The organism is Pseudanabaena sp. UWO311 (assembly GCF_006937785.1).
Lineage (GTDB): Bacteria > Cyanobacteriota > Cyanobacteriia > Pseudanabaenales > Pseudanabaenaceae > Pseudanabaena.
Genome location: NZ_SJEE01000003.1, coordinates 39,921 through 52,958 on the forward strand (window position 1 = coordinate 39,921; position 13,038 = coordinate 52,958).

Sequence of the window (13,038 nt, forward strand, 5' to 3'; positions counted from 1 at the left end):
TATGTGGCGGAGCGCTTAGCGTTTCGCCACATATTCTCTTTTGTTGTTTTAGAAGAACCTCGCGTTACGCTTTTCTCTATGCAACTACAATATTTAAATATCTTAAGTTAGGAGAAGTTTTGCTCCTCCTAACCCAATCACTAGCTTGAGGTAAGTTTAGTTATGGTTGTTAGTAAGGGAAAGAACCCAACAGCACAAGAAACTTTTATGCAGATGGCTCAAGCCGCAGGGCTAAGAGGTCGTTTGCTAGTTACTGTTGGTGTTTTGATATTGGTTAGACTTGGGATTTACTTGCCATTACCGGGGGTTGATCGCCTAAGATTTACGGAAATTGTTAAAAATAATCCCGTAGTTAATTTCTTAGATATTTTCTCTGGTGGTGGCTTATCACTACTGGGTATTTTTGCCCTTGGTATTTTGCCATTCATTAATGCCTCGATCATCATGCAATTGATGACATCTGCTCTCCCAAGTTTAGAAAATCTGCAAAAGAACGAAGGAGAGGCAGGTAGAAGAAAAATTTCTCAATACACCCGCTATGTTGCCTTTGTTTGGGGTGTAATCCAAAGCTGGGGGCTTGGCGTTTGGGTACAAAACTCTGGCGTGCTCTCCGATCCAGCCTCTAACTGGATCACCATTGGCGATGGTCGAGTTATTTTGTCTAGCTTTATTTTCCAGACAACTGTGGCACTTGCAGCAGGTTCTATGTTTGTAATGTGGGCTGGCGAACTAATCACCGAAAAAGGGGTTGGTAATGGTGCTTCATTGCTTATTTTTATTAGTATTGTTGCAAACTTGCCGAAATCCTTGGGTGACACTATTTCACTTGCTCAAAAAGATAGCTCACGAGTTGGCGGGGTAATCTTATTGCTAGTGATCTTCTTGATCATGATTGTGGGGATTGTGTTCGTTCAGGAAGGAACGCGGCGGATTCCGATTATCTCAGCGCGTCGTCAGGTTGGCCGCAAACTATACCGTGAACAAGCTTCCTATTTACCTTTGCGTTTAAACCAAGGCGGCGTTATGCCGATCATTTTTGCCTCATCGGTGATGATTCTGCCTGCTTACTTGAGTCAAAGTATTAATAACGAGGTATTTGTGGCGATCGCTACTTGGATTTCTCCTAGTGGTCCTGGTCATATTCCTGTATATATGTTGCTGATTTTAGGATTTAGCTTCTTTTATTCGACTCTAGTTCTAAATCCTGTAGAACTATCTCAGAACCTAAAGAAGATGGGGAGTAGTATCCCTACGGTACGACCTGGAACAGCAACTTCGGACTATATCAGTCGTATTTTGAACCGATTGACTTTACTTGGATCAGTTTTCTTATGTGGCATTGCTATTATTCCTAGTGCCCTTGAAAAAGCCACTGGTGTATCAACCTTTAGCGGCATTGGTGCGACTTCGTTACTGATTTTGGTTGGTGTCGCGATCGAAACCTCTAAGCAAATCCAAACCTATGTGATCTCTCAACGTTATGAAGGCATGGTGAAACAGTAATGCCTAGAGTGATTTTGATGGGCCCCCCTGGTGCTGGTAAAGGTACACAAGGCGAGATTTTGGCAGAATCTTGGCAAGTACCCAGAATTGCTCCAGGAGATATTTTTCGGGCTGAGATTAAGCAAGGCTCTGAATTGGGACTAAAGGTTAAGTCTTTTAGTGATTCGGGCACATTAGTTCCTGATGCTGTTGTGATTGAGGTAATTGAGGCAAGATTGAGACAGCCTGATACTCAAGTTGGTTGGATTCTTGATGGCTTTCCACGTACAGTAGCTCAAGCTGAGGCTTTAGATACTGTATTAGCGGAGATCAATCAGCCCTATGATTCGGTGATTAATCTTGATGTGCCAGATCAGTTTTTGATCGATCGCTTGTTAGCAAGGGCGATCGATCAAGGGCGTGCTGATGACACTGAGGAAGTGATCAGTAATCGGTTGCAAGAGTACAATTCCAAAACTAGACCTTTGCTAGAATTTTATGGAAATAAGGTTACGCAGATTGATGGCACACCGTCGATGCCAGAAGTAACTGAGACTATCAAAAAATTCTTTGCATAGATACAGTGATATTTGATTAAGTAATGCTTAATCAAATATCTATCTCATGTTGTAAGCACTTTGCGCTCACAACCTAATACATAAAGAACTAATACTATATTTGGGAGAGTTTGTTTGTCAAAAGAAGATTCTATTGAAATGGAAGGGACGGTAACTGAGTCACTTCCTAATGCTATGTTTCGGGTTGCTCTCGATAATGGCTTTACTGTACTTGCTCACATTTCGGGCAAGATCCGTCGAAATTACATCAAGATTTTGCCAGGCGATCGTGTGAAGGTGGAACTAACGCCCTATGACCTTACCAAAGGACGCATTACCTACCGCCTTAAAAATCAAGGCGGCGGCAAGAAATAAAACAAAAAGCAACGACTGTACAGTCGTTGCTTTTTGTTAATATCCAAAAAATAATTTGCTGTGCAAAGCTAGATATAGCCAATCAATACAGCTAGAGAGTTTCGGCACGAAGCGCCGAAACTCTCTAGCTGTATTGTCGTTTGTGAAGTGACTGCAATTGGTAAATATGATAAAACAATTGCCAAAAATATTTTTCGGTCAACCCACAGGTGGAAGCACCTCGCAGCACTACATTTGAATACCAATCATTTGGAGCAAGTTCACGAGAAAGCTTATTCACAACGCTATAAGTTCTTACATTTGCGTAAACCTTTTGATCAACGCTAACCGTGATCAATTCATGCTGATAGCCGCCTCTCGACACATCCTCGCGCATATCAAGCTGATCGCTTAAACGCATGGGTAAACAGTACAAAACACCCTCTACATAAGAATTTGCATCTTTGACAATATCTAAACAACCGCAATCACGGTGAGGAGATCGATAATAAAAGCCAAGTTTATATCCACTTAATCGTGCTACGCCAACAACATAATGATGGGCTGTCTCACCAAGCGATCGCTTCAAATCCACAGGACACATACAAGAGCCGTAAGCAAAATAGTAAAACATTAGCTCGGATTGATGACCTGACTCCAGATGAGAACTTTCTGAAGTCTGTAAGTGCTGTATTGAATCTGATTTGAGCGAATCTACCATATCTGTAAGCTAGGCAAAAGCTATTTAGTATTCTGGGATACCTGCAAAAAGTATAAAGCTTTGTGTATGCTCATTTAAATTAACTATTTAGATAATTCAAGCGTTAAAGGCTTTATTGCTAATTGATGTGATCAAGTATGTCGCGCCTAATTTGTGAAAACTATGCCTGAGTATACAAAAAAAGATCCAGATCTAGAATCTAACGCCCATTTAGATCCTCAAGTGGGCGATCCAGTGCCAGAAACTCTGTTATTGCCAAAGACAGGATTGCGGGAATTAGCAATAGTTTTTACCAAGCTTGGTGCGATTGCCTTCGGGGGCCCAGCCGCGCATATTGCTCAGATCGAGTTAGAAATAGTGCAGCGTCGTCAATGGCTCAGTCGTGAAAAGCTATTAGATTTGTTAGGTGTTACCAACCTCATCCCAGGTCCTAATTCTACCGAATTGACAATTCATATCGGGCTAGAGCAGGCGGGATGGCGAGGAGCAATAGTCGCGGGAGTCTGTTTTATAACCCCTGCGATGTTATTAGTGTGGGGATTAGCGATCGCTTATGTGGAATACCAAACTATTCCGACCGTTGGCTGGTTATTGTATGGAGTCAAGCCAGTAATTATCGCAATTATTGCTCAAGCTGTATGGAAATTAGGACGATCAGCCTTAAAAAATATCCCAACTTGGTGCACAGGGATTTTAGTCCTAGCTCTATATTTTCTGAAAATCAATGAAATTGCACTAATGCTCGGCGCAGGAATCACCGTTAGCCTCGTTCATAATTTAAAATCCTTCCAAAAAAACAAATCCCTCTCAATCTTCCTTTTTCCTTTTTCCTTTTTCCCTTTTCCTTTAGTAGCCATAGCTACTACCGCAGCTTATCCCAAAACATGGACAGCCGTATTTCTCAGCTTTCTCAAAATTGGTTCTGTCCTTTACGGCAGTGGCTATGTACTATTAGCTTTTGTGCAACAAGAATTTGTCGATCGCACCCATTGGCTAACTTCACAGCAATTATTAGATGCTGTAGCGATCGGGCAGTTTACCCCAGGGCCTGTATTTACGACCGCGACTTTTATCGGTTATCTTGTTGCTGGGAATATGGGTGCGATCGCAGGGACGATTGGGATATTTTTACCAGCTTTTATTCTCGTTCCATTGATTAATCCATTTGTGGCGAAATTACGCAAATCCCCTTGGACAGCAGGTTTTCTTGATGGCGTAAATGCGGCTTCTATGGGGTTAATGGCGGCTGTAGCATGGGAATTAGGGCGAGGTACTTTGATCGATTTTTGGACAATCATCGTCGCGATCGCTAGTCTCTTCGTTCTACTTAAATTTCCAAAAGTTAATTCTGCTTGGTTAGTAATTGCTGGTGCTGCGATCGGCTGGCTGATTAAATTCAACCAATAAAAAATGATCATATCAGTGATTAAAAAGATAACTCTTGAAATATTTCTAATAAGGGAAGGCTAAAATTAGGAATAACATCTTCTCCATCAAGGTTGTCTTCTAACTGCAAAAGCTTTGATGGTTTAGGTTTATGGTAAACCAATACGCATTCTTCATCGGGTAAGATTACCCATACCAACCGAGTCCCATTCTCAAAATACTCTACGAGCTTGTTATGGATTTCCTCAAAAGTGTTATTGGGAGAAATAATCTCTACAGCTAAATCTGGAGCCCCATCAAAAAATCCTTTTGGTAGTCGCTTTAATCCTTGTAAGCGTTCTCTAGCAATAAACGCAAGATCAGGCGATCGCTTATTGCCTGTTTTCATCTTGAAAGCTGTACTAGAGTCACAGGTCACGCCGAGCTTATGATTACGCACAAAGCCTGTCAAAAAATATCCGAGAGTAAGTGCTAAATAGCCATGCTCTACACCTGAATTTGCCACAACAATTAGCTCTCCATCCACATATTCATAAAGGTTGCCATTTTCAGGCAATGACATAAACTCTTGATCTGTCAAAGCTTTAGGGTTAGCTAATTCTAGATTGGCGATCGCTTGGGTCATTAGATTTAAGTCCACAGATTAAACTAATGTGATTGTTATAGCTTATAGCATTTTAAAACTCGATAACATTCTTTTCACTTGTGTTAGTACCAGTACCAGATAGGTCTAGATAGTTAACTCCAATGAGTTTCTGAAATTCCATCTTTCGTCGCTTTTCTTCTTGAATTTTTGCTTGACAATGATATCCAAACTCTGGATCGGCAATTACATCTTTAGTTGTAAACATCTCTAACCAATATTTTTCACGCTTTTCACACATTACATACTGGATCGTGGCAATAGCAGTTCTAATGACCATTTGTGGACGTAATATACCAATACGCGAATTCTCATCAAGCCACAACAGATGTTGTAATTGATGAGCAACTTCATCTTGTTCAGCACAAAAAATCTGTAATTGCCTAACAAGATGATTAGGGTAAGGTTCTTGTGTTGCTAAGGAAGTCTTTTTTTGCTCGATAAGTTCGAGAATGTTGTGCCATAGATAACGATGATTAGAAAAGCTAAAGCTAATGTCTTCTTCTTCCATTGATTCATAGACACAAGCTCGATACTCTGGATAATGTAAATAAATCTGTAAAAGTTGGATTTCAGCAGAATACAGAGTATTTGCAGTCGTAGTAATCTGAATAGGCTTCGTGTTATTCCAGCGATCATTATTGCTTAACTGTTTTCGTAAGCTTTCCTCTATAAGCTGCAATGAGGTATAGGATTTTCCTTGAGAGAGTAGTTGAGCAGAACTAGAAATGTATTTCTCGCGAAAGTTAGCATCAACAGTCAACTTTTTCAGTAACTGGACAATCTCTTGGCTACTTTTTTGTAAATTGCTGGCTTGGTTAAGATCTTGACCATCAAGAATTTTCTCAATCATCCAATCGAGGAATAATGGTGCATTTTTAAGTAAATCGCGATAGGCGGCTGCACTGTGCTGTTTGAGATACTCATCGGCATCTTTGCCATCGGGCATCGTCAAAACTCGCAACTGCACGGTTCCATTAAATACTAATTCCTTGAAACCTGCGATCGCCTTTTCCGCCGCCGTAATCCCTGCCTTATCGGCATCGAAGTTTAGAATTACATTCTTGGTTTCGGTATATCGCAATAACTGCTTCATTTGGTCAGCATTAAGCGCTACACCCATCGTGGCGATCGCCTGTTCAATTCCCGCCTGATGCAAGGCGATCGCATCGAAATATCCTTCTACTACGATTGCTTGGTCAGACTTAGCGATCGCATCGCGAGCCTTATCCATTGCGAATAGAATTGAACCTTTACTGAATAGTTCTGTTTCAGGAGAGTTAAGATATTTCGGCTCTTCATCTCCGAGGGATCTCCCACCAAAGGCTATTACCCGACCTCTAGTATCGTGTATGGGAACCATCAAGCGATCGCGGAAGCGATCGTAAAATCCATTACCAGTTTTGCGCGGAACGATCAATCCTGCTTCTTCAACTAAACTCACAGGAATCTGCTTCTGCTGCACCAGATAACCCATCAAAGTTTCCCAACCCGCAGGAGCATAACCCAGTTGGAATTTCTGGATTGTATCTTTGCTCATTTGCCGCTTTTCGCTGAGATAGGCAAGAGCCGCTTTGCCTTGGTGGGCATAGAGGGCATGTTGATAAAAACTGGTGGTCAAAGCCATCACTTCATAAAGGCGATCGCGATGGGAGATTTGACGCTGAATTTCCTTTGCTTTTTCAGGCTCGACAGTGGCTATGGGAACGTTGTATCGCTTCGCTAAATCTAAAACTACGTCAGAGAACGATCGCTTATCGATCTCCATCAAAAACTTGACTGCACCACCCGCCGCCCCACAGTTAAAGCAGTGATACATCTGCCTCGCTGGATTCACTGTCAGCGCTGTGGCGTTTGTCCCATTGTGAAAAGGGCAAGCGCCCCGAAAATTTGCCCCACTTTTGCGTAGCACAACGCGCTCGGAGACGATATCTACGATGTCTGCCCTTTGACTTACTTGGTCAATGGTGTCTTTGTGGATTTGGAACTGTGCAGACATGATCGCGATCGCCTATTTGTAAACCGCAGTATGCTCAATATATTTTATATCAATCACCATCAAAAAAGTAGAGCCAATATTCTGTAGGCTAAATAATTTGCGCGTTAGTAATTCAATTCATCAGGTTCTATTGCATCCAAAGGTTTCCAGCGAATTCTGATTTTTTGCTTAGTTGCAATTACAACTGCTCTCGATTCTAAATCTTGACCATGTTTTATCAAAACTTCTTGAAGTAGTTTCTTTCTCTCTAATCTAGGCAGATTCTCTAAACGTAGAACCCCACGATGAGACTTTTGTTGTAGCCAAATCATTTGCTCAAAGTCAACATCGGTAGTAATGATAATCCGCTCTTCTCTCACAGCCCAAGCAATAATATCATCATCAGCCATTTTCGGATTTACATCGCTGACAGATATAACTTCATGACCTAACTCTAAAAGCCATGTTGATAAAGCACCACTGGCATTGACATCATGTAGAAATCTCATTATTCTCATTATTAGGATGCTGCCACTCGATCAAAGACTTCTTCATTAGCAACAAGACGCTGTGCATAGAGTAAAGCCGCGTATATGTCAGCTATTTCTAGCTCTGGATAATCCTCTAAAATTTCTTGGATACTCGCTCCTTTTGCCAGCAGTTCTAATATCATGGCAACTGAGATTCTCAAACCTCGAATGATGGGCTTACCACAAAGAACTTCTCTGCTAAATGTAATTCTTGAAAGTAGGTTTTCCATAGGAGTATCTCGAATATATCGCTGTTCTTATTTTACATCTTACAGCCCTTTCTTAACTTGCATAAGAAAAGGCTTCTACATTTTAGAACAACCGTGAAGTCAGTAGTAAAAGCGATAAACCTAGCAGAACTAGAATGGAACTGCCGATATTATTCCAGAATTGGTGATAGCTGGTGAGAGAAGCGCGTTGCTTGGGGCGATCTTCCATGATGGGTTGCAACGTCGATAGATCGATAATTGGGAACTTACCACGCCGAAACCAACCTGTCGCAATTACTGAGCGATCGCAAAGCATTTCTAGATTTTTGATGGTACTGGAAGGATCGATAATCCATTGACGGAAATTGGGAATGTAATTAATAAAAGCTAAACCGCCCTGATCCTCCAAACGCATCGAATAGCCAATATAAAACTCATCAGTACCATAGCCGAGCAACTCCCCTGGGATTTGCACAGGAAGCCCTTGGACATAGCTGGCATACGGATCAATGAGTAAGCTCACCAGATCGGTGTCGGTAACTTTACGAAAGTCTGGATAGCGTAAACTGCCTTGTAGCATAAATCCTAAGCCTAAGCCAATCATTAATAGACTTAGTAGTAGCCATCGGTTATACAGTTGCGATAATAGCAACGCTGTAATTAATGCGATCGCAACACCAACAACTGGAGAGACTTGAATTAATAAATCGCGCCAAAAGTTTTGATATAAAAGCTTTTTATTAAGTTTCTTTTCTTCTTTTAATAGTTCCGCAAAGTCATATTCGGTAGATAGCCCCAATTGTTTGGAATAGCCAGCTAAAAATCTCATCCTTTTGCCAACTAAGGGATGTGTGGAATGAATCTCTAGCCAACGCCGCCAAGGATTAAATAATTCCCATAGAAATACTCGATAGGGATCTTGATCGGTTTGTCCTGAATGAGCAATTTCCATTGCTAGCCCGATCGCAGTCATCGTTTGGCGATCGCAGATGCCAATGGCTCTTGTAGATTCTAAAAGTCGATTGGTGGGCATGGCTGGCTGATTGTAAGGCAACATTTGCCGCGCCATTTTTGGGAGCGCTCTTGCCAGTGCATTGGGGTTTCCAGTGACTTCTGCGGCAAAGCGATCGCTGACAATCGTACTCGCGTGTGAAAGCCAAACCAATAGATAATTACTCAAGGAATATAGTACATTGGCAAAGCTCGCAGCAACTTGCCAGAGTTGCTTAGCACTTTTAGCGCGATAACTTTGGCGGCTCAATAGAACATAGATGTAATAGAGAATTTGAACAGGAGCAGAAACAAAGGTTAAAACAGCAAAGCTCTTGTTCCGAATTCGTCCTAGCTGATAAGCATAAACCGCTGCAATTTCGTCATCATCTAGACAGTCAAATAACCCACGACTGACCACAATTCTTGCTGAGTTGGAGATTACCCCATAGGTAAAGGCAACGGGAGCATCATCTTCAATCCATCCCAATCGCGGCACAAAAATATTGTACTTTTCACAGAAGTTCTCAATGATCTCCACGGATTCAGGACTTCTTTCATCTAAATCGGCAAGCGTAATCCATTGAATGCGGTGATATTGCTTTTGGGTAATGTCGATAATCCAAGGTGACATAAAAAACAGCAAGATGCTGAATATCGCCGTAACGATCGCCGTTGTCTTTAACCATGCTTCAGAAAAGAAGTCTGTGAAAATTCGCGAAATTACATAGCCGATTAAAAATTGCAAACCAATGATTGCGAGGATAGTCAACACCATCGCCGCGACGAGAAAATAATTGTATCTAGAGGGGAGCGATAAGGTAACGTCTTTTTTGCGATAGCGGCGAGGATCGGATTTGATGACCGAAGCGACATCTTCATTTCGCTTGATCCGATCATCAGTTGGGGCATCAAGCGCTTGCTGAAGTGTAATCAAGGATTTTTGCGCCCATTTTTGCAACTGTGGGTCAGAAGTTGTTGCTAATTGTTCACAAATAGCGATCGCTTTATCGGCCCGCCCCGTTTTTTTGTATGCCGAAACCAGCCATATTTGGGCTTGTACATAGTCTTTGGAGGTTAGATCGGTACTCTCTTGGCTATATTCAGTCAAGATGGCGATCGCTTCGGTGTAATGCTTTCGCAGCAAGGCTGCTTTGCCAGCTTTTAGTGACATCGTTTCGCCTCAATCTCGCAACATTAAAACTTATTTTGACACTTACCGCACTAATTAAGTAGCTAGGCTCAATTAAATATAAAACTCCAAAATCTGTACCTCCCGCGTAGCGGGAGGTACAGATTTTGGCTCTGGCTAATTGATTATTTTAAGGTACTTAGGAATGAAGATTAAATAACATGTGCATATAAAACCCAAAATTGTGTCGGCGGGCGGAGCCCGCCGACACAATTTTGGGTTTTATTTTAAAAAACTTTACTTTGCAAAGCTTTTTATTTCTTGTAGAGTTTTTACGAGCACCGTTCTATACTCAAATAGAAACGTATATCAAAGTTTATGCCAGCATCATTGCGAAACCGCCAACATGCTTTAATTTGCCAGTTAGCTGAATGCATCGAAAAAGTATGGCAGAGCAATCTAGAGTTATCCTCCTATAGAGTTCCAGAAGGACTTGGCTATATTGAAGGTCATCTGGAAGGCGAAAAGCTGGTGATCGAAAATCTTTGCTATCAAGCTCCCCAATTTCGTAAGCTGCATCTTGAGCTCGCTCAAGTTGGTAACGGGCTGGATATTTTGCATTGTGTGATGTTCCCTAATCCCGAATATGCACTGCCTATATTTGGTGCTGATATTGTTGGTGGTCGTGGCGGTGCGATTAGTGCCGCGATCGCAGATCTTTCGCCTGTAAATGCTGAGAGATCGCTACCTGTTCGATACAATCAAGCTCTATCAGCCTTGCCTGATCTCAATTTCTCTCAGCCCCGTGCTTTGCCAGAATGGGCGGATATTTTCTCGGAATTTTGTTTGTTTGTGCGTCCAATGGGTGAACTGGAAGAGCAAGCATTTTTGCAACGAGTGGGCGACTTTTTGACTCTCCATTGCCAAATAGCTAGCGAGACTATGCCTCTAATCTCTGAGATTGACGTGGCAAGCTCGATCGCAGGTCAGCAATACTATTGCGAAAAGCAACAACAAAACGACAAAACTCGTCGGGTGCTAGAAAAATCCTTTGGTACAGAATGGGCTGATCGCTACATGACCACGATGTTATTTGATTCTGTTGCATAGTTAAATCGGCATAATCTAGAGCCCAAAAAGTCTGTCTCGCACTCTGCGCGTGCGAGACAGACTTTTTGGGCTCTAGATCTTAGCTATCCTCTTTCATTGCTATATAAACATTTTTAGCTGCTCAATCAGGCAATCAAAATATGGAGGCAATTCAAATTTCTGCTCTGAATCCAAACGTTTTAAACTTGCAGTCTTAATCCCCTCTAAACCAACAACCATCGCATCTAGCGGTACTTGCAACTCCTGATACAACAAGTTCATATATTGCAATCCCTCTGTACTTAGATAGTCAGTACGCTGTTCTGTGATGCCATAAGTAATACAACGTAAAAAATGCCAGAAATCTCGCCAGCAAGCATTGGCTCTCTCGGCAGGATATAATCCGCCGCCCTCTTGGGTGATTTGTGGAAATGCCTGTAAAACCTCAGCTCTGGCTTCGTCGATGATGTCATTAACGCGATCGCGCAGAAGCTGCACAATAGGAACAAACTTGGCAAGCTCTGGAGCAAGCTCTTGTATCTGTTGCAAATCTGCATCCGTAAGATAGCGACCTTGATCATCGGCAGCCTGTAAGCAATGCATTACTTCAATAGGGTAGACATCTTGTAAATTAATAAAACTTACGATTCGCGATTTTGTAATTAGTTCACGAACTTTATCACTCAGTTGAAATTGAGACATAGTTAAAAGGTTTAATTAAAGTATTGTTATCCTATCGAAGTATCTCACCCTATGGATCTCACTCAAATCGAAACCGATCTCCAAAATCCTGATTTTCAATATCGGCTGAAAGCGATCGCAGCTCTTAAAGATTATTCAGCAGATATTGCCGTTCCTATCTTAACGAAACAGATAAAAGATCCAGAATTTTTAGTGCGAACCTTTGTTGCTCGTGAACTCGGTAGACAAAAAACATCAGAATCCTTTGCGGCACTTCTGCAAATCATGCGATTTGACAATACCCCCAATGTTAGAGCAGAAGCAGCTAACTCACTATCTCTATTTGATCGAATTTCTGCTTCTCATCTAGTTCAAGCTTTTGTTAAAGATGATCATTGGCTAGTGCGGCGCAGTATCTTAGCGGCTCTAGTAGAAATGGAATGTCATGAAGAAGTCTTGGAAATTTGTAGTCTTGGGCTAGAAGGAGAGGATGCAGGGGTAAAAGAAGCTTGTATCGATGGCTTAGGAGCTTTATCTTCATCACGTCAGTCTGATGCAGCTCTTACAAAACTTTTAAGTTTCAAAGATTCGGAATTGGAATATATCCGAGTCAGACTTGCCTATGCCTTAATGCAATTTGATACTACAGAAGCTAAGGAAGCCATGTCTACGCTCAGACAAGATAGTGACTATCGAGTAGTTGGCGCTGCTATGGAAAATTTACTTCCTTAACAACAAAAGGGAGTTACGGTGCGAAGCGCCGCAACTCCCTTTTGTTCTGAGAGATGGTTTGCTATGCAAACCATCTCTCAGAAACAGTTTCAAGAAATTCTGAAATCACATTACTTCAGTTTAGTAATGTGAAAATAGCACTTTCTGATGCTTTTTCATTACTTTAGGTATAGATAAGCATAAAACGTTTGCCAGTACATTAATGTGGAACAAAACGCTATACTAAAAGTAACAATGTTTACAGAATTTAATATTGGGATCGCCAAAATTGTGAATAACAACTGGTAGCTCATGCCAATGTTGAGTGTTCTGGTTAATATAACAGGAGGAGACTATGTCTAATATCCCAACTGGCGGTCAAATGATTTGGAAGCTTGAAGACGGCGAACGTGTCTTACATTTACGTCATAACGCAGCGGAACAATGGCGACACTACGAAGATTTCCCTGAATATGCGATGCAAGACCCAGTCGGCTTTTCTAAAGGTATTGCTACTTTTGTCACATTGCTTAAAAAAGATTGGATTGCCATTAAGTCCTAAATAAGAGAAAGCG

14 protein-coding genes are annotated in these 13,038 nt (G+C 41.6%); 7 read left to right on the plus strand and 7 right to left on the minus strand.

The features are described 5' to 3' along the window. The first annotated feature begins 162 nt into the window (after positions 1–162). From secY to infA, 3 genes are all read left to right on the plus strand, one after another. Entirely contained in the window at positions 163–1,503 is a 1,341-nt protein-coding gene (gene secY / locus PseudUWO311_RS03685) for a preprotein translocase subunit SecY (RefSeq protein WP_142653728.1), read from the plus strand. Beyond that, on the plus strand, positions 1,503–2,060 hold the full coding sequence (locus PseudUWO311_RS03690) for an adenylate kinase (RefSeq protein WP_142653729.1): 558 nt from the start codon (positions 1,503–1,505) through the stop codon (positions 2,058–2,060). Before secY ends, PseudUWO311_RS03690 begins: the two co-directional genes overlap by 1 nt. A gap of 114 nt (positions 2,061–2,174) precedes the next feature. Then, positions 2,175–2,414: a translation initiation factor IF-1 gene (gene infA / locus PseudUWO311_RS03695; protein ID WP_142653730.1), complete on the plus strand. Its 240-nt coding sequence runs from the start codon at positions 2,175–2,177 to the stop codon at positions 2,412–2,414. Between the two features lie 124 nt (positions 2,415–2,538). Here infA and PseudUWO311_RS03700 read toward each other — a convergent pair whose 3' ends face one another. Then, a complete protein-coding gene (locus PseudUWO311_RS03700; RefSeq protein ID WP_142653731.1) occupies positions 2,539–3,114 on the minus strand; it encodes a gamma-glutamylcyclotransferase in 576 nt (191 codons plus the stop codon). 162 nt (positions 3,115–3,276) lie between these two features. On the opposite strand from PseudUWO311_RS03700, the gene PseudUWO311_RS03705 reads away from it, so the two are divergent. Continuing rightward, positions 3,277–4,521: a chromate transporter gene (locus tag PseudUWO311_RS03705; protein WP_142653732.1), complete on the plus strand. Its 1,245-nt coding sequence runs from the start codon at positions 3,277–3,279 to the stop codon at positions 4,519–4,521. 19 nt (positions 4,522–4,540) lie between these two features. Here PseudUWO311_RS03705 and PseudUWO311_RS03710 read toward each other — a convergent pair whose 3' ends face one another. The 5 genes from PseudUWO311_RS03710 to PseudUWO311_RS03730 all read right to left on the minus strand — a co-directional run bounded on the left by PseudUWO311_RS03710 (position 4,541) and on the right by PseudUWO311_RS03730 (position 10,024). Further along, a complete protein-coding gene (locus PseudUWO311_RS03710) occupies positions 4,541–5,125 on the minus strand; it encodes a Uma2 family endonuclease (RefSeq protein ID WP_142654007.1) in 585 nt (194 codons plus the stop codon). Between the two features lie 52 nt (positions 5,126–5,177). Next, on the minus strand, positions 5,178–7,142 hold the full coding sequence (gene dnaG / locus PseudUWO311_RS03715; protein WP_142653733.1) for a DNA primase: 1,965 nt from the start codon (positions 7,140–7,142) through the stop codon (positions 5,178–5,180). Positions 7,143–7,246: 104 nt separating this feature from the next. Further along, on the minus strand, positions 7,247–7,630 hold the full coding sequence (locus PseudUWO311_RS03720; protein ID WP_142653734.1) for a DUF5615 family PIN-like protein: 384 nt from the start codon (positions 7,628–7,630) through the stop codon (positions 7,247–7,249). Positions 7,631–7,641: 11 nt separating this feature from the next. Beyond that, a complete protein-coding gene (locus PseudUWO311_RS03725) occupies positions 7,642–7,881 on the minus strand; it encodes a DUF433 domain-containing protein (RefSeq protein WP_142653735.1) in 240 nt (79 codons plus the stop codon). Positions 7,882–7,963: 82 nt separating this feature from the next. Then, positions 7,964–10,024, minus strand: coding sequence for a M48 family metalloprotease (locus PseudUWO311_RS03730; RefSeq protein ID WP_142653736.1), 2,061 nt, complete (start codon positions 10,022–10,024; stop codon positions 7,964–7,966). 336 nt (positions 10,025–10,360) lie between these two features. Here PseudUWO311_RS03730 and PseudUWO311_RS03735 point away from each other — a divergent pair, with 336 nt between their 5' ends. Beyond that, the gene (locus PseudUWO311_RS03735) at positions 10,361–11,092 is read left to right on the plus strand and encodes a phycocyanobilin:ferredoxin oxidoreductase (RefSeq protein ID WP_142653737.1); all 732 of its coding nucleotides are present in this window, start codon (positions 10,361–10,363) and stop codon (positions 11,090–11,092) included. Between the two features lie 99 nt (positions 11,093–11,191). On the opposite strand, the gene PseudUWO311_RS03740 is transcribed toward PseudUWO311_RS03735, so the two are convergent. Next, the gene (locus tag PseudUWO311_RS03740) at positions 11,192–11,773 is read right to left on the minus strand and encodes a phycobilisome protein (RefSeq protein ID WP_142653738.1); all 582 of its coding nucleotides are present in this window, start codon (positions 11,771–11,773) and stop codon (positions 11,192–11,194) included. A gap of 51 nt (positions 11,774–11,824) precedes the next feature. Between PseudUWO311_RS03740 and PseudUWO311_RS03745 the strand changes: the two genes are divergently transcribed. Continuing rightward, entirely contained in the window at positions 11,825–12,484 is a 660-nt protein-coding gene (locus tag PseudUWO311_RS03745; protein WP_142653739.1) for a HEAT repeat domain-containing protein, read from the plus strand. A 334-nt stretch (positions 12,485–12,818) separates the two neighbouring features. Beyond that, positions 12,819–13,025 (plus strand): hypothetical protein, encoded by a 207-nt coding sequence (locus tag PseudUWO311_RS03750; RefSeq protein ID WP_142653740.1) that lies wholly within the window; start codon positions 12,819–12,821, stop codon positions 13,023–13,025. Positions 13,026–13,038: the final 13 nt, after the last annotated feature.